At 69.0% G+C, this 23,702-nt stretch carries 21 protein-coding genes and 1 pseudogene; 9 read left to right on the forward strand and 13 right to left on the reverse strand.

The genetic code is table 11. The features are described from left to right. Positions 1 to 220: 220 nt before the first annotated feature. Positions 221 to 1,389: pseudogene (locus LOZ83_RS28730) on the reverse strand (AMP-binding protein). Between the two features lie 38 nt (positions 1,390 to 1,427). Here LOZ83_RS28730 and LOZ83_RS28735 point away from each other — a divergent pair. After that, positions 1,428 to 1,874 (forward strand): N-acetyltransferase family protein, encoded by a 447-nt coding sequence (locus LOZ83_RS28735; RefSeq protein ID WP_374202732.1) that lies wholly within the window; start codon positions 1,428 to 1,430, stop codon positions 1,872 to 1,874. Positions 1,875 to 1,948: 74 nt separating this feature from the next. Next, the gene (locus LOZ83_RS28740) at positions 1,949 to 2,752 is read left to right on the forward strand and encodes an ATP-binding protein (RefSeq protein WP_236794846.1); all 804 of its coding nucleotides are present in this window, start codon (positions 1,949 to 1,951) and stop codon (positions 2,750 to 2,752) included. A gap of 1 nt (position 2,753) precedes the next feature. On the opposite strand, the gene mnmA is transcribed toward LOZ83_RS28740, so the two are convergent. From mnmA to LOZ83_RS28775, 7 genes are all read right to left on the reverse strand, one after another. Further along, positions 2,754 to 3,845, reverse strand: a complete 1,092-nt coding sequence (gene mnmA / locus LOZ83_RS28745) for a tRNA 2-thiouridine(34) synthase MnmA (protein WP_236794847.1) — start codon at positions 3,843 to 3,845, stop codon at positions 2,754 to 2,756. Beyond that, positions 3,845 to 5,032, reverse strand: coding sequence for a cysteine desulfurase family protein (locus LOZ83_RS28750; RefSeq protein ID WP_236794848.1), 1,188 nt, complete (start codon positions 5,030 to 5,032; stop codon positions 3,845 to 3,847). The genes mnmA and LOZ83_RS28750 overlap by 1 nt, the downstream gene beginning before the upstream one ends. Before the next feature lie 26 nt (positions 5,033 to 5,058). Beyond that, a complete protein-coding gene (locus LOZ83_RS28755) occupies positions 5,059 to 6,414 on the reverse strand; it encodes an MFS transporter (protein ID WP_236794849.1) in 1,356 nt (451 codons plus the stop codon). A gap of 185 nt (positions 6,415 to 6,599) precedes the next feature. After that, positions 6,600 to 7,478 (reverse strand): 1-acyl-sn-glycerol-3-phosphate acyltransferase, encoded by an 879-nt coding sequence (locus LOZ83_RS28760; RefSeq protein WP_236794850.1) that lies wholly within the window; start codon positions 7,476 to 7,478, stop codon positions 6,600 to 6,602. Beyond that, the gene (locus LOZ83_RS28765) at positions 7,475 to 8,245 is read right to left on the reverse strand and encodes a GNAT family N-acetyltransferase (RefSeq protein WP_236794851.1); all 771 of its coding nucleotides are present in this window, start codon (positions 8,243 to 8,245) and stop codon (positions 7,475 to 7,477) included. Before LOZ83_RS28765 ends, LOZ83_RS28760 begins: the two co-directional genes overlap by 4 nt. 153 nt (positions 8,246 to 8,398) lie before the next feature. After that, positions 8,399 to 9,358 (reverse strand): electron transfer flavoprotein subunit alpha/FixB family protein, encoded by a 960-nt coding sequence (locus tag LOZ83_RS28770; RefSeq protein ID WP_236794852.1) that lies wholly within the window; start codon positions 9,356 to 9,358, stop codon positions 8,399 to 8,401. A 13-nt stretch (positions 9,359 to 9,371) separates the two neighbouring features. Continuing rightward, the gene (locus LOZ83_RS28775; protein ID WP_236794853.1) at positions 9,372 to 10,157 is read right to left on the reverse strand and encodes an electron transfer flavoprotein subunit beta/FixA family protein; all 786 of its coding nucleotides are present in this window, start codon (positions 10,155 to 10,157) and stop codon (positions 9,372 to 9,374) included. Positions 10,158 to 10,369: 212 nt separating this feature from the next. Between LOZ83_RS28775 and LOZ83_RS28780 the strand changes: the two genes are divergently transcribed. From LOZ83_RS28780 to LOZ83_RS28805, 6 genes are all read left to right on the forward strand, one after another. Next, positions 10,370 to 11,212 carry a DegV family protein gene (locus LOZ83_RS28780; RefSeq protein WP_236794854.1) on the forward strand — a complete coding sequence of 281 codons (843 nt, stop codon included), beginning with the start codon at positions 10,370 to 10,372 and terminating at the stop codon, positions 11,210 to 11,212. 67 nt (positions 11,213 to 11,279) lie between these two features. Then, on the forward strand, positions 11,280 to 11,447 hold the full coding sequence (locus LOZ83_RS28785; protein WP_236794855.1) for a hypothetical protein: 168 nt from the start codon (positions 11,280 to 11,282) through the stop codon (positions 11,445 to 11,447). A gap of 86 nt (positions 11,448 to 11,533) precedes the next feature. Then, positions 11,534 to 12,352 (forward strand): ATP-binding protein, encoded by an 819-nt coding sequence (locus LOZ83_RS28790; protein ID WP_236794856.1) that lies wholly within the window; start codon positions 11,534 to 11,536, stop codon positions 12,350 to 12,352. Positions 12,353 to 12,376: 24 nt separating this feature from the next. Continuing rightward, positions 12,377 to 13,150, forward strand: coding sequence for a bifunctional 2-polyprenyl-6-hydroxyphenol methylase/3-demethylubiquinol 3-O-methyltransferase UbiG (locus tag LOZ83_RS28795; RefSeq protein WP_236794857.1), 774 nt, complete (start codon positions 12,377 to 12,379; stop codon positions 13,148 to 13,150). After that, the gene (locus LOZ83_RS28800; protein WP_236794858.1) at positions 13,147 to 14,601 is read left to right on the forward strand and encodes a 1,4-alpha-glucan branching protein domain-containing protein; all 1,455 of its coding nucleotides are present in this window, start codon (positions 13,147 to 13,149) and stop codon (positions 14,599 to 14,601) included. The genes LOZ83_RS28795 and LOZ83_RS28800 overlap by 4 nt, the downstream gene beginning before the upstream one ends. 42 nt (positions 14,602 to 14,643) lie before the next feature. Then, positions 14,644 to 15,897 carry a glycosyltransferase family 4 protein gene (locus tag LOZ83_RS28805; RefSeq protein WP_236794859.1) on the forward strand — a complete coding sequence of 418 codons (1,254 nt, stop codon included), beginning with the start codon at positions 14,644 to 14,646 and terminating at the stop codon, positions 15,895 to 15,897. 718 nt (positions 15,898 to 16,615) lie between these two features. Here LOZ83_RS28805 and LOZ83_RS28810 read toward each other — a convergent pair. The 3 genes from LOZ83_RS28810 to aceA form a co-directional block, all read right to left on the reverse strand. Further along, positions 16,616 to 17,074, reverse strand: a complete 459-nt coding sequence (locus LOZ83_RS28810) for a nuclear transport factor 2 family protein (RefSeq protein ID WP_236795331.1) — start codon at positions 17,072 to 17,074, stop codon at positions 16,616 to 16,618. A 145-nt stretch (positions 17,075 to 17,219) separates the two neighbouring features. Continuing rightward, the gene (gene aceB, locus LOZ83_RS28815; protein WP_236794860.1) at positions 17,220 to 18,818 is read right to left on the reverse strand and encodes a malate synthase A; all 1,599 of its coding nucleotides are present in this window, start codon (positions 18,816 to 18,818) and stop codon (positions 17,220 to 17,222) included. Between the two features lie 67 nt (positions 18,819 to 18,885). Next, on the reverse strand, positions 18,886 to 20,163 hold the full coding sequence (gene aceA, locus LOZ83_RS28820; RefSeq protein ID WP_236794861.1) for an isocitrate lyase: 1,278 nt from the start codon (positions 20,161 to 20,163) through the stop codon (positions 18,886 to 18,888). Between the two features lie 226 nt (positions 20,164 to 20,389). Here aceA and LOZ83_RS28825 point away from each other — a divergent pair, with 226 nt between their 5' ends. Beyond that, complete coding sequence (locus LOZ83_RS28825; protein WP_236794862.1) at positions 20,390 to 21,814, forward strand: short-chain fatty acyl-CoA regulator family protein; 1,425 nt, start codon at positions 20,390 to 20,392, stop codon at positions 21,812 to 21,814. A 176-nt stretch (positions 21,815 to 21,990) separates the two neighbouring features. On the opposite strand, the gene LOZ83_RS28830 is transcribed toward LOZ83_RS28825, so the two are convergent. Together LOZ83_RS28830 and LOZ83_RS28835 are read right to left on the reverse strand one after the other, a co-directional pair. Then, positions 21,991 to 22,935, reverse strand: coding sequence for a DUF2332 domain-containing protein (locus LOZ83_RS28830; RefSeq protein ID WP_236794863.1), 945 nt, complete (start codon positions 22,933 to 22,935; stop codon positions 21,991 to 21,993). 3 nt (positions 22,936 to 22,938) lie between these two features. Then, a complete protein-coding gene (locus LOZ83_RS28835) occupies positions 22,939 to 23,694 on the reverse strand; it encodes an acyltransferase (protein WP_236794864.1) in 756 nt (251 codons plus the stop codon). Positions 23,695 to 23,702: the final 8 nt, after the last annotated feature.

Below are 23,702 nucleotides of genomic sequence, written 5' to 3' on the forward strand. Positions count from 1 at the left end.
ACACGCCGGTTGCATTCAGCGTTGGGATACCGGCCACCACTCGAAGCGCTCGACGAATGGTTCACCAAACACCAAGCAGCATGATACAGTCCGTTTGAGCCGCGTCCGAAATTTTCGGAGCACATCAAAAGAGTGCCTTGACAAACCCGTCTTCCCGCAAGGGCGGCTTGGGATCGGGGTGGGGGAGGGAGTGGGCGGTGGTGGCGGCTGGGCTGCGTTGTTAGCGCAGGTTTCGTTTCAGGATTTTTCCTGAGGCGTTTCTTGGTAGTTCGTTGGTGAAGCGGATTGCCTTCGGCACTTTGAAGGGGGATAGGGTGGTTCGGGCGTGGGCGATCAGCTCTTCGGCGGTTACGTCCTTTTTGGACACGACCACTGCCGTGATGGCTTCGATCCATTTCTCGTCTGGGACGCCGATCACCGCCACTTCGGCTACTGCCGGGTGGGTGTACAGGGCGTCCTCGACCTCGCGCGAAGCTACCAGGACGCCGCCGGTGTTGATCACGTCTTTGATTCGGTCCACGACGAAGATGTAGCCCTCATCGTCCTGACGGACGAGGTCGCCGGAGTGGAACCAACCGCCACGGAACGCGTCCGCCGTCTCTTCCGGTTTGTCCCAGTAGCCTAGGCACAATTGCGGCGAGCGGTAGATCACCTCACCCAACTCGCCCGGTGGGACATCATTATCCTCACTGTCCACGACTCGCAACTCCACGAACAAGACCGGCTTTCCGGCGGAGTCCGGCCGCTGGTCATGATCGGCCGGGCCGAGAATCGTCGCGAGCGGGGCGATTTCCGATTGTCCGAAACAATTGTAGAAACCCAGGTCCGGCATCGCGGAACGCAAGCGGGCGAGCACCGGGCCCGGCATGATCGAAGCACCGTAGTAAGCCTTGCGCAGCGCGGGAAGTGGTGCGAAATCAGAATGGTTCGCGAGCGATCCGTGTCGGCGATCTCCACCTCGACGGACGGCACCGCACCGGACATCGCGTGCACCAGCAACGAATCTTCGTGGTCCCGCAAAGGAATCACGCGCCCGCCCGGAATCCTGTCCGCCAGCGCGGGATCCGCCAGCATGACGGCACTCCCCGACTGGTCCAGCAGATACCGTAACTCGTCCCCGACCAGGTTGTAGTTGACCGGCACATGCACCAGCCCCGCCCGGGCACACGCCAGAAAACCGATCAGATAAGCATCCGAGTTCTTACCGTAAGCCGCGACGCGATCACCCTTGGTCAGCCCCAAGTCCAGCAAATACATGGCAGCACGGCTCACAGCATCATCAAGCTCCGCATAAGTCCATTGCCGGTCCGCGAAACGCAACGCCGTTCGCCCGGGAACCCGCGCCGCGCTGCGCCGGAGGACGTCCGCGACGGTGCTGGAACGAATCATGGCAAACCCCTCCAGGCGCCGATGCCATACTCGGGTACGTGATCCACATTAGACGTGCCACCGGAAAAGATGTCGAGCCGATCGTGGCCATGCTGGCCGACGACCACCTGGGCCGGCACCGCGAAACCCTCGACGATCTCGAGTCCTACCACCAGGCATTCGAAGCCATCGACGCGGATCCGAACCAGTTTCTCGCGATCGCCGAGGACGACGGCGAGATCGTCGGGACACTGCAACTCACTTTCATTCCCGGACTTTCCCGCCAGGGCGCGACCCGCGCGCTCGTCGAGGGCGTGCGGGTTCGTGCCGATCGTCGCGGCGGCGGGCTGGGCGCCCAGCTCATGCGGTGGGCTGTGGACGAAGCACGCGAACGCGGCTGCGCGCTCATACAGCTGACCACGGACGTCTCCCGCGTCGACGCACACCGGTTCTATCATCGCCTCGGCTTCGAACAGAGTCACCTGGGATTCAAGCTCTTGCTCTGAAATGTTTCGCTTAGCGACGCCACGATGCGGGTACCCTCCTATTTAGTCCCAGCCCGCGTGGGAGGGCGCCATTCATGACGAAGGAAGCCGGCCGCGTCGAGATCACACATGAGGAACTCGACGGATGTCTGGTCGTGTACCTCGACGGGACCCTCGACTCGCTCACCTACGGAGCCGTCCGCGACTCACTGCTCACGCTGGCGCTCGAAGAACCCCGCGCCATCATCGCGGTGCTGAGCCGCCTCGACGTCGGGCACGAATCGTTCCTCGGCGTCTTCTCCTCGGTCTGGATGCGGGTCAATGAATGGCCCGACGTCCCGATCTTCCTGGTCACCACCGACAACGACCGCCGCACCATGCTCGCCCACAGCGCGATCGCCAGATTCGTCCCCGTGCACGCCGGTATCGCCCAGGCGATCGGCGCGGCGAAAGGCGGTTCGCCACGCCGCCGCCGGCTGGCGGTCTACCCGCCCGTGCTGATGGTCTCGGCGTCGGCCCGCGACTTCGTCCGGGAAACCTGCCAGGCGTGGCAGCTCGAGGCGTGGACCGCGGACGCGCTGTGCCTCGCTTCAGAACTGGTCGAGAACGCCATTGAGCACGCCCGGACCGATCTGGAGCTCCGCCTGGAACTACACCGCGGCACACTCGCGATCGCCGTGCGCGACGGCAACCCGGCGCATCCCGTGCTGCGGCAAGGCCACGGCGGCCGCCCACACGGCTACGGCCTGCAGATCGTCGCCGACCTCGCGAAGGCGTGGGGCTGCTTGCCGGACAGGCACGGCGGCAAGGTCACCTGGGCGGTACTGACCGCCGGTCCTCGCTGGCTCGAGCGCCATCCAGCGTGGCCGGTCCCGGCCGAGCACCCCTGGCCGCGATGACTCAGGCCGCGGTGCGGGCGATCTTCGCGCTGCCCAGCACCAGATCGCCCCGCGCGTCGGGCCGGTAGAGCACGACGACCTGGCCGGGCGCGACACCCTGCAGCGGCTCCCGCAGCTGGATCCGCACTTCGCCGTGCACGACCTCCGCGACCGCTTCGGCCGTCCCGCCGTGGGCCCGCACCTGGATCACGCACTCGGTCGGCCCGTCGAGCGGACGCTCACCGGGCCAGATGGGGCGGTCGGCCTCGATCTCGCGCACCGCCAGCCGGTCCGCCGAACCGACCGTCACCGTGCCGGACACGGGTTCCAGCGACAGCACGTACCGCGGCTTGCCGTCCGCGGCGGGGTGCTCGACGCCGAGGCCCTTGCGCTGGCCGATGGTGAAGCCGTGCACGCCCGTGTGCCGCCCGAGCACGGCGCCGGTCTCGGCGTCGACCAGGTCGCCCGGGCGCTCGCCGAGGCGGCGCTCCAGGAACTTCTTCGTGTCCCCGTCCGGGATGAAGCAGATGTCGTGGCTGTCGGGCTTGTGCGCGACGGCGAGCCGGCGGCGCTCCGCCTCGGCCCGCACATCGGTCTTGTGCGAGTCGCCCAGCGGGAACATCGAATGCCGCAGCTGCTCGGGCGTCAGCGACGCGAGCACGTACGACTGGTCCTTGCCGTTGTCGGCGCTGCGCCGCAGCTCCGGCACACCGTCCACATGCGACAGACGCGCGTAGTGCCCGGTGGCGACCGCGTCGAAGCCCAGCGCGATCGCCTTGTCCAGCAGCGCCTCGAACTTGATCTTCTCGTTGCAGGTCACGCACGGGTTCGGGGTCCGGCCCGCGGCGTACTCGCCGACGAAGCTCTCGATCACCTCTTCGGTGAACCGCTCGGCGAAATCCCAGACATAGAAGGGAATCCCGAGGATGTCGGCGGCGCGGCGCGCGTCGTGCGAGTCCTCGATCGTGCAGCAGCCCCGCGAACCGGTGCGCAGCGTGCCAGGTTTCGCGGACAGGGCCAGGTGCACGCCCACCACGTCATGTCCCGCGTCCACCGCACGCGCGGCGGCGACGGCCGAGTCCACTCCCCCGCTCATCGCGGCCAGTACCCGCATCACGCCCCCTTCCGCATTCCGGTCAGCCCGGCCTGGCGCGCCCGCGCGACGACCGCGCCGATCTCCCGCGCCACGGCCGCCACGTCTTCGCGCGTCGTGGTGTGCCCGAGCGAGAACCGCAGCGAACAGCGCGCGTCCGTCGGATCCGCGCCCATGGCCAGCAGAACGTGGCTCGGCTGCGCGACCCCGGCGGTGCACGCCGACCCGGTCGAGCACTCGATTCCCTTGGCATCCAACAACATCAGCAGGCTGTCGCCCGCGCAGCCGGAGAACGTGAAGTGCGCGTTGCCGGGCAGCCGGTCCTCGCCGGGCGGCGGCCCGTTGAGCACCGCGTCCGGCACCTCGCGGCGGATCGCGTCGATCAGCTCGTCCCGCAGCCCCGCGATCTCCGCGGCCCGCGCGCGCTGCTCGCCGACACTGATCCGCACGGCCGTGGCAAACGCGTGGATCGCGGGCACGTCGAGGGTGCCGGACCGGACGTCGCGTTCCTGCCCGCCGCCGTGCAGCAGCGGCATGCATTCGGTGTCACGCGCCAGCAGCAGCGCCGCGACGCCGTACGGCCCGCCGAGCTTGTGGCCGGTCAGGGTCAGCGCGCTGGTGCCACTCGCGGCGAAGTCGATCGGCACGCCGCCCACCGCCTGCACCGCGTCGGTGTGCAGTGGGATCTCGTGCTCGGCGCAGATCCCGGCCAGCTCGGCCATCGGGTTGATGGTGCCGACCTCGTTGTTCGCCCACATGACGGTGACCAGCGCGACGTCCGACGGGTCCTGCTCGACGGCCTTGCGCAGCGTCTCCGGCAGCACCCGGCCGTGCGCGTCCACCTCCAGCCAGGTCACCTCGGCGCCGGCCTCGTCCTCCAGCCACTGCACGGCGTCCAGCACGGCGTGATGCTCGACGACGCTCGCGATGACCCGCTTACGGGCCGGATCGGCGTGCCGGCGTGCCCAGTAGATGCCCTTTACGGCCAGATTGTCGCTTTCCGTGCCGCCGCCGGTGAAGATCACCTCGGACGGCCGGGCGCCCATCGCCTCGGCGATCGCCTCACGCGCCTCCTCGACCATCCGCCGCGCCCGCCGGCCCGAGGAATGCAGCGAGGAAGCATTGCCCACGGTGGACAGCGCTTCGCTCATCGCCGCAATGGCTTCGGGCAACATCGGAGTGGTTGCCGCATGGTCGAGATAGGTCATCGCCTCCCCAGAGTAGTCTGTCCAATTCACTCGCGGGTGGGCCACCGCCGGGTGATGAAAATGCCGAGCAGTGCGATCCCGGTCAGCACTGTGGCCAGTGCCACAACGGCATTCGACGGGTGCGCCGCGGAGGCCAGCAACCCGAGCAGCACACCGCCGAGACCCACCGTGAGCGCCGAACCGACCCACTCCCCCAGCTGCATCGCGGACGTGTTGAACCCGCGTTCGGCGACCGGCGAGAACCGGAACAGCAGCACGGTGATCGCCGGGTAGCCGGTGCCCATCCCGGCGCCGCCGATCACGCCGGCCACGAACGCGACCCAGCCCGGGAACCACGGCTGCGAAACGAACCCCAGCAGCACGAGCGAAACGGCGACGAGCACGAACCCGATCCGTAACGAGGCTTCGCGGGACCAGTCCGGGTTGCGCCCCTGCACCGCGGACGCGGCCGACCAGCCGAGCGCGGCCACCGTCAGCGGCAGCCCGGCCAGCGCCGGCGAGTAGCCGTGCACCTGCGCCATCGTCAACGGCAGGTACGCCTCCATGCCCGTGTAGGCGCCGCCCAGGAGGGCACGTGACGCGACCACCGTCGGCAGGCCGAGCCGCGCGGTCACCGTTCCGGGTGGCAGGAGCTTGCGCAAAGCGAAACAGAGAGCGACGAAACCGCCTGCGCCGTAAGCGATCGCGAGCGGTGACGGGTGCTGCGCCGCCCAGGTGAGCGCGGCGACGCCGAGCGCGGCGGAGAAGGCGGCCGCGGTGCTCGCGCCCCGTTGCCGCTCCGCGGGTTCCGGCGGGCCGAGGCGGCGGGAGATCGGGATCAGCAGGACGAGCCCCAGCAGCGCGAGCGGTACGAGACCGAGGAAAACCCAGCGCCAGCCGAACTGCTGGGTGATCAGGCCCGCGATCGACGGGCCGATCACCGCCGGCAGGATCCAGGCGGCCGCGTTCGCGGCGTACATCACCGGGCGCTCGCGATCGGTGTAGACCAGTGCGATCAGCAGCGACACGGCGACGAGCACGGTGCCCGCGCCGAGGCCCTGCAGCACGCGGCCGCCCAGCAGCATCGCCATGTTCTGCGCGTTCCCGCAGAGGACCAGGCCGGCGAGGAAGATCGCGGGCCCGGCGATGAGCGCCAGCGACGGGCCGCGGCGGTCGCACCACCTGCCGGACAGGACGGTCGCGATCACGCTCGCGATGAGGAACGCGGTGAAGGGCCAGGAATACAGCGCCTGACCGTCGAGTGCGGCGACGAGCGTCGGCATCGCGGTGGCGACACCCATGCTCTCGAACGCGATGAGGGTCACGACCAAAAGACTGGCAACGGTGATGGTGCGATGCGCGGGCGTCCACAGCACCCCGCGTCCCCGCTCGGCGACGATCACACCTTCACCCTGCAACCTCCACCACGGTGGAGGTCAAGCGCATTTCCTTGCCACCAACGTCGAACTCACTGTCGTGAGCGTCGGACTCGCCGTCCTGAGTGTCGGACTCGCGGGGGCCCGCGCGAGTCGGACGGTCAGGACGCCGAGTTGTGCGCTGGGGACGGCGAGTTGTGCGGTCGGGGCGGCTAGAGGCCCGCGAGTTCGGCGTGGGCCGGGGCCGGGCCGGCGGAGTCCCGGCGCTGCCGTGGCAGCTGGGCGTGGCCGAGTGCGGAGTGGACGGCGGACTCGGCCAGCTGGGCGAGTTCCCGGCGGTCGGTGGCGCGGCCGGGCGCGATCTCCTCGCACACGAACACTTCCAGCACCAGCCCGCGCAACCGGGCGACCCGCAGGAGCGAGTCGATCAGCGACTCCGGGCCGATGAACGCCGGCTGCGTCGTCTCCCGCCCGTCGGCGAGGCGGTAGCGCAGGGCGAGCGGCCGCACCGGCACCCCACCGTCGATCGCCGCCTGGAACGTCGCGGAGGTGAACCGCCCGGACGCGAGCCCGCACCAGGTCGTCCCCTCCGGCGTGACGCTCACCAGCGAACCGCCGCGCAGGGCGTCGGCCAGCTTCGTCATCGTGGCGGGCAACGTGGAAAGCCGCTCCCGGTCGAGGAAGATGCTGCCACCGCGCGCGACCAGGCCACCGAGCACCGGCCAGTCCGCGATCTCCTGCTTGGCCAGCGCGAGCATCGGCCGGATCGCGTTGATCGCGACGATGTCCAGCCACGAGATGTGGTTGTTCACGACGAGCGCCCCGCGCCCGGGCTCGGAGCGCCGGAAGTCCTTGCCGCCGTGCACCACCAGCCGGACGCCGAACGCCCGCAGCACCGAGGAGAAGATCAGGCGCGCCAACGGTTCCCGCAGGCCGCTGAACGCCAGCAGCGGGCTGGCGACCACCGCGGACAGCACTACGCCGACCGCCGAGCCGATCCGCAGCACGCGCTGCGGGAACGGGACCGTCGGGGCGCCGGGAGTCAAGCAGGCGTCACCGCACGGCGACGCCGGCATCCAGGCGTGGCTCATTCCCCGGTCCCGAGGAAGAACTTGAGGTAGCGCTCGTCGACGTTGTGCAGGTCGAGCAGGGTGAAGAAGTCCGCGACCCCGAAGTCCGGGTCGTGCGCGGGCGGGCCGCACACCTTCGCGCCCAGCCGCGTGTAGCCCTTGATCAGCGGCGGCAGCAGGGCCCGCGACGGCCGGGCGATTTCCGAGCTGTCCCAAGGGTTCAGCGGCGTGACCCGCTGCTCGTCGGGCGCGTAGTGCTTGGCCTTGATGGTGTCCCACACCCCGGCGGCGAAGCTGCCGCCGTCGGCGAGCGCGACCGACGCGCAGCCGGCGAGGTAGCGGTGCCCGGCGAGCAGCATGTACCGGCCGATGCCGGCCCAGACCAGGCTCACCACGGCACCGGTCCGGTGGTCGGGGTGCACGCACGAACGGCCGGTCTCGACGAGCGAGGGCCGCAGCCCGGCGAGATTCGTCAGGTCGAATTCGGTGTCGGAATACAGCTGGCCGGCCGCAGCCGCGCGATCCGGCGGCAGCATCCGGTAGGTGCCGACGATCTCGCCGCTGTTGTCCTCCCGCACGACCAGGTGGTCGCAGAACGCGTCGAATCTGTCCACATCGAGTCCGGGCTGTTCCGAGTGGAGCTCGGCACCCATCTCACCTGCGAAGACGGCATGGCGAAGCCGTTGCGCGGCAACGACTTCATCGGACTCGGAGGCGACGAGCAGCGAGTAGTGGGGACCACCATCGGACTGCGCGTCGCTGCTGACGAGTAGCTGTGACCGCGTCATACCCCAGGTGTACCTGCGGGTGGGAAAAGACGAGGACCCCCCGGGGATGTCCACTCCGTGCACTTTATGTGAATACCGGGTTCTCAGGCTTCTCTCAGGTAAACGAAGGGCCCTCCCGGACAAGCCGGAAGGGCCCTTCGATCGGGTGAGAACTCAGCCCTTGCGCTTGGCTACCTCGTCCGTGAGCTGCGGCGCGACGTTGAACAGATCGCCCACCACACCGAAGTCGGCGATCTCGAAGATCGGCGCCTCGGGGTCCTTGTTGACCGCGACGATCGTCTTCGAGGTCTGCATCCCGGCCCGGTGCTGAATCGCGCCGGAGATGCCGAGCGCGACGTACAGCTGCGGCGACACCGTCTTACCGGTCTGGCCGACCTGGAACTGCGCCGGGTAGTAGCCCGAGTCGACCGCGGCACGCGAGGCACCGACAGCCGCGCCGAGCGAGTCGGCGAGCTTCTCCACCACCTCGAACTTCTCGGCCGAACCGACGCCGCGGCCACCGGAGACCACGATCGACGCCTCGGTCAGCTCGGGACGGTCGCCACCGGCGACCGGCTCGACGCCGGTGATCTTCGCGGCCTTCGCCGCGTCGACGGCCGGCACCTCGACGGTCTCCTCGGCCGCCGCGCCCTGCGCCTCCGACGCCTCGACGGCACCGGGGCGCACGGTGATGACCGGCACGCCGTGCCCGGCCTTGGCCTGCACCGTGTACGCGCCACCGAAGATCGACTGCTCGACGGAGCCGTCGGAGTTCACCGCGACGACGTCGTACAGCAGCGCGCCGCCGAGGCGCACCGCGAGCCGGCCGGTGACCTCCTTGCCCTCGGCGGTCGCCGCCGCCACGATCGCCGCCGGCGAGACCTGCCCGGCCAGCTGGGCCAGCACGTCCACCTTCGGGGTCACCAGGTACTTGTCGGCGTCCTCGGACTCCGCGACGTAGACCTTCGCGGCGCCGTAGCCCGCCAGCTGCTCCTTGAACTTGCCGGCGGTGCCGGGCGCGCCCACCACGACGGCGGACGGCTCGCCCAGCTCGCGCGCGGCGGTCAGCAGCTCGAACGTCAGTTTCTTCAGCTCGCCATTGAGATGGTCGACGAGAACCAGAACTTCAGCCATTTGTCCGTCCCTCTCAGATGAGCTTCTGGCCGACGAGGTACTCGGCGATCTTCGAACCGCCGTCACCCTCGTCATCGACACGCTGGCCCGCGGTGCGCGGCGGCTTCGGGGCCGCCTCGGTCACCTGCGACCACGCGTTGCCCAGCCCGACCTCGCCCGCGTCGATGCCCAGATCGGCGATGGTGAACTTGTCCACCGGCTTCTTCTTGGCGGCCATGATGCCCTTGAAGGACGGGTAGCGCGGCTCGTTGATCTTCTCGCTCACGCTCACCAGCGCCGGCAGGCTCGCCTCGAGGTGGGTCAGCCCGTCCTCGGTCTCGCGGTCGGCCTTGACGCTGCCGCCCTCGACGGTCAGCTGGCGCACGTGGGTCAGCTGCGGCAGCCCCAGCAGCTCGGCCAGGATCGCGGGCACCGCCCCGGCGCGGCCGTCGGAGGCCTCGTTGCCGGCGATGACGAGGTCGTAGCCCTCGACCTTGCCGATGGCGGCGGCGAGCACCTTCGCGGTGGCGATCACGTCGGAACCGTGCAGCGCCTCGTCGGAGACGTGGACGGCCTTGTCGGCACCCATGGACAGCGCCTTGCGGATGGCGTCGGTGGCGCGGTCGGGTCCGACCGAGATCACCGTGACCTCGCCTTCGCCGGCCTCCTTGATCTTGAGGGCCTCTTCGACGGCCTTCTCGTTGATCTCGTCGAGCACCGCGTCCGCTGATTCGCGGTCAAGCGTGTGGTCCGCATCGGCGAGCTTCCGCTCCGAATAGGTGTCCGGTACCTGCTTGACCAGGACAACAATCTTCGTCATGGGTCCCCTTCGACCTCCCGAGTTGAGCGCTACTTGCCAGTACAGTAGGGAGCTTTCCCTTTCGTGGCGCGCCGAGGTGACGGCATTCACCTGGAATGACAATCTACCAGGACGATCGTCCCAATAGTTCCGGATACTATCGTGCTACTCCAAGTGCACCTCTGAGCGCTCGGGCTACACGGCGTAGACCTTTCGGGCTAACCTCACACACCGTGGCAACTCACGTGGCGGTAGTTACCGACTCGACCGCATCGCTGTCCGACCAGCTGATCAAGCAGTGGGGCATCAAGGTCATCCAGCTCCAGCTGCAGGTCGACGAGCGGATCGACGACGAAGGCCGGTTCGACCGGGATGAGCTCGTCGAGTCGCTCCGGGCGAACCGGCATGTCGCGACCGCGCCACCCGATCCGGGCGCGTTCTTCTGGAACTACCAGGACGCCGTGAGCGAGGGCGCGAGCGCGATCGTCAGCATCCACATCTCCGGGCGGATGTCCGCGACCGTGCAGGCCGCCCGGCAGGCCGCCGAGCAGATCCGGATCCCCGTGTACACGCTCGACAGCGGCACCGTCGGGATGAGCCTGGGCTTCGCCGTGCTGTCGGCCGCGCGGGCCGCCGCCGCGGGCGCCCACGTCAACCGCGTGATCGAGGCGGCCGAACGACGGTTCGCCAGCACCTCCGAGCTGATCTACGTGGACACCCTCGAGTACCTGCGCCGCGGCGGCCGGATCGGCGCGGCGCAGGCGATGCTCGGCACCGCGCTGTCGATCAAGCCGCTGCTGACGGTCAAAAGCGGTGAGGTCGCGCCACTGTCGAAGGTGCCGGGCGCGAGGCGGGCGATGAACAAGCTGGTGGAGATCGCCGCGCAGCGGGCCAACTCGCATCCGAGCGAGGTGGCGGTTTCGTGCTTCCGGCCGACGAACCGTGAGCTGTCCGTCGTCGGGCAACTGCGGCAGCGGGTGCGCAACATGCGCGACCTGTCGATCGTCGAGTCCAGCGTCGTCGTCGGCTCGCACGTGGGCCCGGGCGCCATGAGCATCACCATTTCCCCCGTCTGACCTCGGGAACCCCGCGGTTTCGCCGCTCGTTGGACGGGCAGCGAAACCGACATACGGGAGGAATGCAGTGGCCTCGCTGTTCACCAGGATCGTCCGCCTCGCCAACACCCCGCAGGGCCGCCGCGCGATCGCGCAGGCGAAAGAGTTCGCGAACGATCCCCGGCGCCGCCAGCAGGCACAAGACGCCGTGGAGAAGGTGCGGCAGCAGCTGGCCAAGCGCCGCCGTTCGCAGTAGTCCACTCATTCGACCGGACCTGTAACGTTCACTAGCCGTCACCCGATAGGGTCACCCCCAGCCGTCCGAGGCAAGGGAGCGCTGGGGTGACGACTACAACGCGTGAGCCGATCGGCGACGAGCAACGACTGATCGCCGAGATCAGGCGCTTCGCCGCGGCGCCGTTCGACGCGCGGCCTGCGCAGACCGCCGATGAAAACGACCTCGACCTGCGGCTTTTCCGTACGACGTACCTCCCGTCGTTCGTCGCGAGCGAGTCGCTGGAGGGCAACCAGCGGCCCGTCGAGGCGGACCTGGCGTGGCTGCGCCTGACGACGCCGGGCGGCGCGCCGACGAACCTCGGTGTGCTCGCGGTCGGCAAGGATCCGAGCGCGCACGTGGCGGGCGCGTACGTGCAGTTCGTCCGGTATCAGGGGCTGGACCTGGGCTCGCCGGTCGGTGACCAGCACGAGCTGCGCGGAAACCTGGTGGGCACCGCGACCCGGCTGAGCGCGCTGCTGAGCGCGAACCTGCGCACGAAGCTCACCGAGGGCGAGGGCCTTTTCCGCGAAGAGACGCTGCCGGACTACCCGCTGGAGGCACTGCGCGAGACGTGCATGAACGCGCTCATGCATCGCGACTACGAGCGGTCGAACGCGCCGGTGCGCATCGCGTGGTTCGACGACCGGATCGAGGTGACCAACCCGGGCGGCCCGTACGGCCAGGTTCGGGCGGACAACTTCGACCGGGTCAGCGACTACCGGAACCCCGGGCTGGCCAGGGCGATGAAGGCGCTGGGGTACGTGAACCGGTTCGGGCGCGGGATCTGGCGCATCCGCGCGGCCATGGCGCGGGCGGGCAGCCCGGTGCCGGACTTCCACGTCGACGACTCGTCGTGGTCGGTCGTCTTGCGGAAATGGCCGTGAGCTTCACCCGCTAGGGTCGGGCGGGTGACGACCTCATCCGCACGCACCGAGGCGCTGCACCTCACCGGGGAACGCACCGTGCCGGGCATCCCGGAGGAGAACTACTGGTTCCGCCGGCATGAGGCCGCCTATCTCGCGCTGCTGCCGTACTGCGCGGGCGCGATCGTGCTGGAAGCCGGGTGCGGGGAGGGTTACGGCGCCGCGCTCATCGCGGAGCGCGCGGCCCGGGTACTGGCGCTGGACTACGACGAACCGACCGTGCGGCATGTCGCTCGGCGTTATCCACAGCTGGGGACAGTCCGGGGAAATCTCGCCTTCCTGCCGCTCGGATCGTCCACTGTGGACGTCGTGGCGAACTTCCAGGTCATCGAACATCTCTGGGACCAGGGCGGTTTCCTCGCCGAATGCCGTCGCGTGCTGCGGCCCGGCGGGCGGCTCATCGTGACCACGCCGAACCGGCTGACGTTCACCCCCGACAGCGACACCCCGCTCAACCCGTACCACACCCGCGAGCTGGAACCGTCCGAAATGGACGAACTGCTGCGCGGCGCCGGGTTCGAAGTCGAGCTCCTGCACGGCTTGCGGCACGGCCCGGGCGTGCGGGCGCTCGACGAACGCTACGGCGGCTCGATCATCGACGCCCAGCTGGACGTCGTGCTGGGGCAACTGCCCGGGCAGGCCGAGTGGCCCGCCGAGCTGCTCGCCGACATCGCCGCGATCCGCGCGAGCGACTTCGAGATCGCCGGGGACGACCTGGAGCAGTCTCTCGACCTGATCGCGGTGGCGGTGCGACCGTGAGTGCCGAGGGCACGTTCTGCCTTGTCCTGCACAGTCATCTGCCGTGGCTGCCGCACCACGGCTCCTGGCCGGTCGGCGAGGAATGGCTGTACCAGGCCTGGGCGCATTCGTACCTGCCGGTCGTCGACCTGTTGCGCCGCTTCGCCGGCGAGGGCCGGCGCGATGTGCTCACGCTCGGCGTCACGCCCGTGCTCGCCGCGCAGCTGGACGACCCGTACAGCCTGCGCGCGTTCCACGAGTGGCTCGGCCACTGGCAGCTGCGCGCGCTGCAGGCGAGCACGTTGTGGCGCGACGACCCGCTGTTGCGGGATCTGGGCGCCGCCGAGCATCGAGCCGCGCTGAAGGCGACCGAGACGCTGGAAACCCAGTGGCGGCACGGGTTCTCGCCGGTCCTGCGGTCTCTTGTGGACAGTTGGACGGTCGAGCTGATCGGTGGGCCGCTGACGCACCCGTTCCAGCCGCTGCTGGACGAGCGGATCCGCTCGTTCGCGCTGCGCTCCGGTCTGGACGACACCGCGCTGCGGACCGGCCACCGCCCGGAGGGCATCTGGGCGCCCGAGTGTGGTTACGCGCCCGGGATGGAGGACGGCTACGCGGCGGCCGGGGTCGAGCGGTTCCTGGTGGACGGCCCGTCGCTGCGCGGTGACACGTCGGCCGCGCGCCCGGTCGGCTCGTCGGACGTCGTCTGCTTCGGGCGGGACCTGGAGGTCACGTACCGGGTGTGGTCGCCGAAGGCCGGCTATCCCGGGCACGTGAACTACCGCGATTTCCACACCTGGGCGCACGAAGTCGGCGTGAAGCCGTCGCGGGTCACCGGCCATCATGTCGCTCCGCAGGACAAGGCGCCCTACGATCCGGCGCTGGCCGCGGACACTTTGCGGGTGCACGTCAAGGATTTCGTGGACACGGTGGTGACCCGGCTGCGCCGCCTGCGCGCGCGGCACGGGCGGGAGGCGCTGGTCGTCGCCGCCTATGACACCGAACTGTTCGGGCACTGGTGGCACGAGGGCCCGGCGTGGCTCGAGGGAATCCTGCGCGCGCTGCCGGAAGCCGGGGTGCGGGTCACCACGCTGCGGGGCGCGCTGGACGCCGGTCACCTGGGTGCGCCGGTCGACCTGCCGGCTTCGTCGTGGGGCTCGGGCAAGGACTGGCGGGTGTGGGACGGTGCGCAGGTCGCGGACATGGTCGAGGACAACGCCGCGCTGCAGCGTCGCCTGCTGGCCGTGCGGCCGGGCCCGTTCCCCGATGCCAGGCTGGATCTCGCGGTCAACGAGGCGATGCTGGCGCTGTCGAGCGACTGGGCGTTCATGGTCACCAAGGACTCGGCGGCCGACTATGCCCGCCGCCGGGCGCGGGTGCACACGGACCGGTTCGATGCGCTCGTGCGCGGTGAGACCGTGTTACCGCTGGAAGACCGCGTGTTCGGGCATTTGGACGCACGCCTGATGTGAGTGTCTTTCGGACCTAAGTTGACTAGTGAGTAACCTCGGTCCATGCGCGTGCTGATGTTGTCCTGGGAGTACCCGCCGGTCGTCGTCGGCGGTCTCGCACGTCATGTGCACGCGCTCGCGCGGTACCTGGCACGCGACGGGCATGAGGTCGTCGTGCTGTGCCGGCATGTGGCGGGTACCGACGCGCAGACGCACCCGACGACCGACCGGATCGTCGACGGGGTGCGGGTGATCCGGGTGGCCGAGGACCCGATGCACGTCACGTTCGAGCAAGATCTGATCGCGTGGACGCTCGCGATGGGCCACGCCATGGTGCGGCGGGGTCTTGAGCTGCTGCGCACCTGGCAGCCGGATGTTGTGCACGCACACGACTGGCTCGTGGCGCATCCGGCGATCGCGCTCGCCGAGGCCGCGGGCAAGCCACTGGTCGGGACCATCCACGCGACCGAGGCCGGCCGGCATTCGGGGTGGTTGTCGTACCCGCTGAACCAGCAGGTCCACTCGGCGGAGTGGTGGCTGGCCAACCGCGCGGATGAGCTGATCACCTGTTCCCAGGCGATGCGTACCGAGGTCGCAGGTTTGTTCGAGGTCCAGGCCGATGAGATCACCGTGATCCACAACGGCATCGAGGAGCGCGGCTGGCGTGTCCCCTCCAGCGAAATCGCCCGTGCCCGGTCGGAGTTCGCGCCCGATGGGGAGCCGCTGTTATTGTTTTTTGGGCGGCTAGAATGGGAAAAAGGCGTTCAAGACCTGCTGGCCGCGCTACCCTCAATTCGCCGTGACCACCCCGGCACGCGTCTCGTCGTCGCCGGCCGGGGTCGGCATCAGGAAGAATTGGTCGCCCAGGCGCGGAAACTGCGGGTCCGGCGGGCCGTACACTTTGCTGGGCACCTTCCGGACCGGGAGCTTCGGACCGCATTATGTGCGGCCGATGCCGTTGTATTGCCCAGCAGATATGAGCCGTTCGGCATTGTCGCATTGGAAGCCGCTGCCGCCGAAGCCCCGCTCGTTGCGTCGACGGCGGGTGGACTGGGCGAGGTGGTTGTCGACGGCATCACCGGCCTCGCTTTCGAACCGGGTGACAGCGCCGCGATCCGTCGTGCGGTCGACTCCGTCCTGCGGGACCGGAAGTCCGCCAAACGCCGAGCCCGCACCGCCCGCGCCCGCCTGGCCGAAGACTTCGACTGGGCCCGCATCGCCGAAGCCACCGTGGCCGTGTACCGAAAAGCCCGCGTCGCCGAACAAGAACACCTCGGCCGCCCCAAAATCCCGACGGGCAACGCCTTCGCCCCGTAAGGAAGCCTCGCAGCGGGCCACTCGCTCGCGCAGCGGGCAAACTCACCCGCGCCACCGGCAAACTCACCGACGCCACGGGCAAACACGCCAGCGCCACCGGCAAACACGCCGACGCAGCAAGCAAACACGCTCGCGCAGCCCGCAAACTCACGCGCGCGGCAAGCCAACACGCCCGCGCAGCGGGCAAACACGCCGGAGCCGGAACCTGGCAGCCGGAACCTGGCAACGGCACGCAACCACCAACCCAGCCCACCCACACCTCCCCCAACCCCGATAGAAAGCCGCCCTAGCGGTTGGCACGTCGTGTCAAGGGTGACCGCGCCAGCGGTCATCGCGATAGCGACGCCGAAGGCGCCCTTGACGCGGCGTGCCAACCGTTAGACGATCAGGCGATCGGGGTGGGCCGCTACCCCAGACCCCGGCGCGAAGCGCCGGAACCCTCGCGCTTCGCGCGAGGGGAAAAGAGAAAAAGATGTCCTCGCCGGACGGGCAGGCTCCAGGATGACTGACCCCAAGGGATCTCACCTTGAGTGGGTGGTTGAGTTGGGTGGTCATCCCGTCGCCTGCGGTTTTCGAATATCACTTTTCCTCAGAGCCGCAAGCATTGGTCAGTCAGGCGCAAGCCGGGCAGGAAGGTTGCGGCCCTGACGAAAAGTGATCGTTCCTGTGACAGGCGACGGGATGACCACCCAACTCGCCCCCTGGGCGTTCCGCCCCCCTAAAAGACCGGCAGCGCCTTCCCCCGCTCCTCCACCGACCTCGGCCCAAAAATACGCCGCTCGCCCTCCCCAATCCTCACATCATTAATACTCGCCTCGCGCCGGCGCATCAGGCCGTCGTCGCTGAATTCCCACAGTTCGTTGCCGTAGCTGCGGTACCACTGCCCCGACGCGTCGTGGCATTCGTACTGGAAACGTACCGCGATCCGGTTCCCGTGGAAGCCCCAGAGTTCCTTGCGCAGCGCGTAGTCCAGTTCGCGGTTCCATTTGCCCGTCAAGAACTTCACGATCGCGGCACGCCCGACGACATGCTGGTCGCGGTTACGCCACACCGAGTCTTCGGTGTAGGCCAGTGCGACCTTCTCGGGGTCACGCGTGTTCCAGGCGTCTTCCGCGGCCTGGACCTTCTGCGCGGCGGTGGTCTCGTCGAACGGCGGGAATGGTGGGCGGCTCATGATCCCGAGCATAGAGAACCAGCGTTCTCCTCGCCAGTGCGAAACAGGCCCGGTGGAGGTTGGGGACCCCACCGGGCCTGTGACCGCGCTGTCCGGCCAGAGATCAGCGCGAGCCGTTTTCCCTGTCAGGAGGAGGGAAAACGACCAGTCAGAGATCCGTCAGATACCGGGCATACGCACCGGTCGTCAGGAACCCGGGCAACCGCTCGCCCAGCGCCGTTTCGACGAAGATCTTCCGGGCATCGTCCAGGCGACCAGCACCGACATCCGCCCGCACCGAGGCCATCTCCTCGTCCAGCCACGACGAAACCAGCTCCGGCGTCACCGCGGTACCGTCGTCGAGTTTCGTGCCGTTGCGGATCCATTGCCACACCTGGCAACGAACGATCTCGGCCGTCGCGGCGTCTTCCATCAGGTTGAAGATCGCCGCCGCACCGGTCCCGCGCAGCCACGAGTCGATGTAGCGCAGCGCCACGTTGATGTTGGAGCGAACACCCTTCTCGGTGACTTCACCGCCGGCGCTCGCCACGTTGAGCAAGTCGTCCTCGGAGACCGAGACGTCATCACGCAAGCGTCCGAGCTGGTTGGGCCAGCCGCCGAGCACCTCGGTGAACACCTCGTCGCACACCGGCACGAGACCCGGGTGCGCGACCCAGGAACCATCGAAACCGTCACCGGCCTCGCGTTCCTTGTCCTGCCGCACCTTGTCGAAGGCAATGGCGTTCGCCTCGGGGTCCTTGCTCGGGATGAACGCCGCCATCCCGCCGATCGCGTAGGCGCCGCGCTTGTGGCAGGTGCTCACCAGCAGCTCGGTGTAGGCCCGCATGAACGGCACCGTCATCGTCACCTGCGCCCGGTCCGGCAGCACGAAGTCCGCACCGTGCTCGGCGAAGTTCTTGATCATCGAGAAGATGTAGTCCCAGCGCCCGGCGTTGAGGCCCGACGCGTGCTCCCGCAGCTCGTACAGGATCTCGTCCATCTCGAACGCCGCGGTGATCGTCTCGATCAGCACGGTGGCCCGGACGGTGCCCCGCGGGATACCGAGTTCCCGTTGCGCCATCAGGAAAACATCGTTCCACAGCCGCGCCTCGAGGTGGCTCTCCAGCTTCGGCAGGTAGAAGTACGGCCCGGTCCCCCGCGCGATCAGCTGACGCGCGTTGTGGAAGAAGTACAGCCCGAAGTCCACCAGGCTCGCCGACACCGGACGGCCGTCGATGCGGATGTGCTTCTCCACCAGGTGCCAGCCACGCGGCCGCGCGACGATCGTGGCGGGGCTGTCGGCGATCGCGTAGTGCTTGTCCCCCACCGAAAAGTCGATCCCGCGCCGGATCGCGTCGCGCAGGTTCAGCTGCCCGCCGATGATGTTGGCCCAGGTCGGCGACGTCGCGTCCTCGAAGTCCGCGAGCCACACCTTCGCGCCGGAGTTCAGCGCGTTGACCGTCATCTTCCGGTCGGTGGGGCCGGTGATCTCGACCCGCCGGTCCTCCAGGCCGGGCGCCGCGGGCGCCACCTGCCACGAGGAGTCGTTGCGCAGCCACCGGGTCTCCGGCAGGAAACCGAGCGGCCGCTCACCCGACGCGAGCTTCTCCCGCCGCTGCCGCCGCGCGTCGAGCAGTTCCCGGCGCCGGCCGGCGAAAGCGTTGTCCAGCTTGGCGATGAAGTCCACCGCGGCCGGGGTGAGGATCTCGTCGAACCGGTCCCCGCCGGGACCGGCGACCTCGATGCGGGACGCGAACCTGCTAGCCATGACGACTCCTCCTAGGAGCTGGGGGCCGGTGCCTCCCCCGAAACGAAGGCACCGGCCCCGGGAAAACTCAGAACTGGGCTTCTTCGGTCGAACCCTTGAGCGCGGTGGTCGAGCTCTCCGGGTTCAGCGCGGTCGACACCAGGTCGAACCAGCCGGTGCCGACCTCGCGCTGGTGCTTCGTGGCGGTGTAACCCCGCTCCTCCGAAGCGAACTCGCGCTCTTGCAGGTCGACGTAGGCCGTCATGCCTTCGCGGGCGTAGCCGTGCGCCAGGTCGAACATCGAGTAGTTCAGCGCGTGGAAACCGGCCAGCGTGATGAACTGGAACTTGTAGCCCATCGCGCCCAGCTCCCGCTGGAACCGCGCGATCGTGTCGTCGTCCAGGTGCTTCTTCCAGTTGAACGACGGCGAGCAGTTGTAGGCCAGCATCTGGTCCGGGTGCTCGGCCTTGATCGCCTCGGCGTACTTGCGGGCCACCTCGAGGTCGGGCTCGGAGGTCTCCATCCACAGCAGGTCGGCGTAGTCGGCGTAGGCGATGCCGCGGTCGATGCACGGCTCGATGCCGTTGCGAACCTCGTAGAAGCCCTCGGAGGTGCGGCCGCCGGTGAGGTACTTGCGGTCGCGCTCGTCGACGTCGCTGGTCAGCAGGGTCGCGGCCTGCGCGTCGGTGCGGGCGACGACGATCGACGGCACGTTCAGCACGTCGGCCGCGAGCCGGGCCGCGTTCAGCGTGCGCTCGTGCTGCTTGGTCGGGATGAGCACCTTGCCGCCGAGGTGACCGCACTTCTTCTCGGACGCGAGCTGGTCCTCCCAGTGCACGCCCGCGGCGCCGGCCGCGATCATGCCCTTCATCAGCTCGAACGCGTTGAGCGGGCCACCGAAGCCCGCCTCGGCGTCGGCGACGATCGGGGCGTACCAGTCGGTGTCCGAGTTGCCCTCGGCGTAGTTGATCTGGTCGGCGCGGCCCAGCGCGTTGTTGATGCGGCGGACCACGGCGGGCACCGAGTTGGCCGGGTAGAGGCTCTGGTCCGGGTAGGTCTGGCCGGCCAGGTTGGCGTCGGCCGCGACCTGCCAGCCGGACAGGTAGATCGCCTTGAGGCCCGCGCGCACCTGCTGCACGGCCTGGTTACCGGTCAGCGCGCCGAGCGCGTGCACGTAGTCCTCGGAGTGGAGCAGTTCCCAGAGCTTTTCGGCGCCACGGCGGGCGAGCGTGTGCTCTTCGACCACGCTGCCCCGCAGCTTGATCACGTCGGCCGCGCTGTAAGAGCGCTTCACGCCGTTCCAGCGGGCGTCGGTCTCCCACTGCGCGGTCAGCTCGGCTGCCGCCTGCTCGAAGTTCTGTGCCATGAGATGTCTCCACCTTTGCAAACTTTGCGATGAGTCGCGTCCTGGCATTGACCATGACATGGCCTGGGAAAACAACGCCACAGCTCCAATTTGCCAATTTCTGCGAATTTTCCGTAGCATGTTGTGAAGGTTGCGAACTCCCGCTTCGCAGCTGCTGAAAACCTTCGTGACTGAACCGGTTCCGTGATCGGTCAGGCCGGGAAGATCTCCGATCGAGAGGCGTGGAATGGACAAAACCTTCGCCGGGGCGAAGCTCCGTCATCTCCGGGAAAGCCGGTCGATGAGCCAGGCCGACGCCGCCCGGCTGCTGGATATCAGCCCCAGCTACCTCAACCAGATCGAGCACAACTCCCGCCCGCTGACCGTGCCGGTGCTGCTGCGCATCACCGAGGCGTTCGGCGTGGACACCGAGTTCTTCGCCAACAACGACACCGCGCGCCTGGTCGCGGACGTGCGCGAAGCGATGCTCGACGAGGCCGTCGGCATCGAGGCCACCACCAGCGAGCTGAACGACCTGGCGACGAACCTGCCGACCGTCGCGCAGGCGCTGGTGAAGCTGCACCGCAGCTACCGCAACGCGGTCGAGACCACGGCCGCGCTGGTCACCGAGAACGGCATGGGCCTGCACGGCAGCGCCGCGGCGCCGCTGCCGCACGAGGAGGTCCGGGACTTCTTCTACGAGCGCGAGAACTACGTCGCCGAGCTGGACGAGCGCGCCGAGCAGCTGGCCGGCGAAATCGACCTGCGCCGCGGCAGCGTGCACCAGGCGCTGCTGGACAGGCTCGCTGGGCACTACGGGGTCCGGGTCACGAGCGAGGGCTTGGACGAGGCGGCCGGCCAGCAGCACCGGTACGAGCCCGGTGCGCGGGTGTTGCGCATGGCGCCGAGCCTGCGGGTCGGGCAGCGGGCGTTCCGGATGGCGTCGCAGATCGCGCTGCTCGAGTACGACGACCTGATCACCGAGCTGGCGGACTCGTGGGCGTTCTCGGGCCCGGCGGCGCGCTCGCTCGGGCGGGTCGGGCTGGCGAACTACTTCGCGGGCGCGCTGATCCTGCCGTACGGCCCGTTCGTGTCCATGGCGGAGAAGTACCGGTACGACATCGAGCGCCTGTGCGACCATTTCGGCGTCGGGTTCGAGACGGTGTGCCACCGGCTGTCCACGTTGCAGCGACCCAAGATGCGCGGGGTGCCGTTCTCGTTCGTGCGGGTCGATCGCGCGGGGAACATGTCGAAACGCCAGTCCGCGGCGGGTTTCCACTTCTCACGGGTCGGCGGCGCGTGTCCACTGTGGAACATCTACGAGGCGTTCACCGCGCCGGGCAAGATCATCACGCAGATCGCGACGCTGCCGGACGGCAAGAGCTACTTCTGGATCGCCCGGACGATCGCGCGCAACATCGGCGGGTACGGCAGCCCGGGCAAGATGTTCAGCGTCGGCCTCGGCTGCGAGCTGCGGCACGCGCGGCGGCTGGTGTACTCGACGGGCCTGGACCTGGACGATCGCGCGGCCGCGACGCCGATCGGGATGGGCTGCAAGGTGTGCGACCGCCCGGCCTGCCCGCAACGCGCGTTCCCCACCATCGGCAAGCAGCTCACGGTCGACGAGAACACCAGCACCTTCGTCCCTTACCCGGCCGTCCCCAAGACCTGACCGCCCGCGAGTCCGACGCTCGCGACGACGAGTCCGACACCGGAGACGGCGAGTCCAACACCAGGGACGGCGAGTCCGACACTCGTGCGGCGCGGGTCCTCCGGGGTGCCCCATGAGTGTCGAACTCGCTGTACTGAACGTCGAACTCGGCGTATCGGGCGTCGGACTCGCGGGGGTCAGAGCCAGTCGAGCCAGGTGCCGTGCGGGTCGGTGAGGGCGATCGGGCGGTGGTCGCGCGCGAGGACGCAGCCGTCGCGGGCGATCACCGCGTCGTGCTCTCGGGAGATGCCGGGGGTCACGCGCGGCGACTCGTTCGACAGCCAGACCGCGCCCGACTCCGCGACCGCGGCGGCGAACGCCTCCCGGTCCGCGGCTTCGCGCACGTACATCATGACCGCCGTGTGGAACACCACCAGTGTCGCGTCGCGGGGCGCTTCCGCTGCCAGGGCAAGGAAATCGGCGCGCAGGTCACCGCGGTGCACCGGCGGCGGGTCGCGGCGGGCGATCTCCAGCGCGCCACGCAGCCGCGGGATCCGCTCCTCCTCCCCCGGCCAGATCAGCGCCTCCAGCCACGCGCAGTCATCCGGGTCCCGCACGTCGAGCGGGTTCAGGTCGAGCCCGGCACGCCACACCACGTCCGGCACCCGGGACGGCAACGGCGTGGCGTCGTTGGCTGTGCACGGCAGCATCAGCTCACCGGGGATCCGCACCCGGCCGTAGTCGTACCCGTACCGGTCCGGCTGCAGGCACAATCCCGCCGAGGCCCCGACTTCCAGCAGTGCCAACGGTTGTGGCAGCGAAGCGAGCGCGGGCAACAAGGTCGCGCACCGCGCCGGCTCGTTGGTCTGCGTCGCCCGCGCCAGCATCACGTCACGGATCTCGCCGGTGCGGTCGGCGAACGAGGCGCGGAACGACGGCCAGTCCCGGATCGGCCCGCACAGGTACTGCACGGCGCCGTACAGGATGTTCGGCTGCCACTTCACCGGTGGCAGCGCGGCGAGAAACGCGAGCACCTCCCGATCGTCGGCCACCCGCATCGAGATGTCGGTGTAGACCGGGGACCGCCCGCCCGTCTCGATCTCGCCGAACCGCCGGTAGATCCGGGCCACTGTCTCGGTCACCGGCTAGCCCTCGCCCAGGGTCTGCCGCAGCGCGTTGTCCGCCTTGCGGGCCATGTCCTTGATCGCTTCGCGCCGCGCGGTGTCGGCCTCGTAGTCCGCGCGACGGTCCCGCACCACGCGCGCCGGCGAGCCGACCGCGATCGCGTAGTCCGGGATGTCGCCGCGCACCACCGCGTGTGCCCCCAGCACGACGCCCCGGCCGACGCGCGTGCCGCGCAGCACCGAGACCTTCGTGCCGATCCACGTGTCCGGCCCGATCCGCACGGGCGACTTGACGATGCCCTGGTCCTTGATCGGCAGGTGGATATCGCTGGTCACGTGGTCGAAATCGCAGATGTACACCCAGTCCGCGACGAGCGTGGCCGCGCCGAGTTCGATGTCGAGGTAGCAGTTGATCACGTTCTGCCGCCCGAACACGGCCTTGTCCCCGATCCGCAGCGAACCCTCGTGGCAGCGGATCGCGTTGCCGTCACCGATGTGCACCCAGCGGCCGATCTCCAGGCGCCCGTATCCGGGACGGCAGTGGATCTCGACGTCCTTGCCGAGGAACACCATGCCCCGCAGGATGATGTGTGGGTTGGCGAGCCGGAACTTCAGCAACCGCCAGTACCGCACGAGGTACCACGGCGTGTAGGCGCGGTTGCGCAGCACCCAGCGCAGCGACTCGGCGGTCAGGAACCGCGCCTGCCGAGGGTCCCGCTTCGCCCGCCGCCAAGCCCCCAGCCGGGAAAGCACGGGCGATCCCCACATGGATGTCATAGGTTGAC

This window comes from Amycolatopsis sp. GM8 (assembly GCF_021653975.1).
Lineage (GTDB): Bacteria > Actinomycetota > Actinomycetes > Mycobacteriales > Pseudonocardiaceae > Amycolatopsis_E.

Excerpts from the sequence above, each read along its gene's own strand:
- LOZ83_RS28740 (WP_236794846.1), top strand. The coding sequence starts at position 1,949 with ATGACGAAGGAAGCCGGCCGCGTCGAGATCACACATGAGGAACTCGAC.
- LOZ83_RS28770 (WP_236794852.1), bottom strand. The coding sequence starts at position 9,358 with ATGGCTGAAGTTCTGGTTCTCGTCGACCATCTCAATGGCGAGCTGAAG.
- aceB (WP_236794860.1), bottom strand. The coding sequence starts at position 18,818 with ATGGCTAGCAGGTTCGCGTCCCGCATCGAGGTCGCCGGTCCCGGCGGG.
- LOZ83_RS28765 (WP_236794851.1), bottom strand. The coding sequence starts at position 8,245 with ATGACGCGGTCACAGCTACTCGTCAGCAGCGACGCGCAGTCCGATGGT.
- LOZ83_RS28750 (WP_236794848.1), bottom strand. The coding sequence starts at position 5,032 with ATGACCTATCTCGACCATGCGGCAACCACTCCGATGTTGCCCGAAGCC.
- mnmA (WP_236794847.1), bottom strand. The coding sequence starts at position 3,845 with ATGCGGGTACTGGCCGCGATGAGCGGGGGAGTGGACTCGGCCGTCGCC.
- aceA (WP_236794861.1), bottom strand. The coding sequence starts at position 20,163 with ATGGCACAGAACTTCGAGCAGGCGGCAGCCGAGCTGACCGCGCAGTGG.
- LOZ83_RS28825 (WP_236794862.1), top strand. The coding sequence starts at position 20,390 with ATGGACAAAACCTTCGCCGGGGCGAAGCTCCGTCATCTCCGGGAAAGC.
- LOZ83_RS28805 (WP_236794859.1), top strand. The coding sequence starts at position 14,644 with ATGCGCGTGCTGATGTTGTCCTGGGAGTACCCGCCGGTCGTCGTCGGC.
- LOZ83_RS28775 (WP_236794853.1), bottom strand. The coding sequence starts at position 10,157 with ATGACGAAGATTGTTGTCCTGGTCAAGCAGGTACCGGACACCTATTCG.
- LOZ83_RS28835 (WP_236794864.1), bottom strand. The coding sequence starts at position 23,694 with ATGACATCCATGTGGGGATCGCCCGTGCTTTCCCGGCTGGGGGCTTGG.
- LOZ83_RS28760 (WP_236794850.1), bottom strand. The coding sequence starts at position 7,478 with ATGAGCCACGCCTGGATGCCGGCGTCGCCGTGCGGTGACGCCTGCTTG.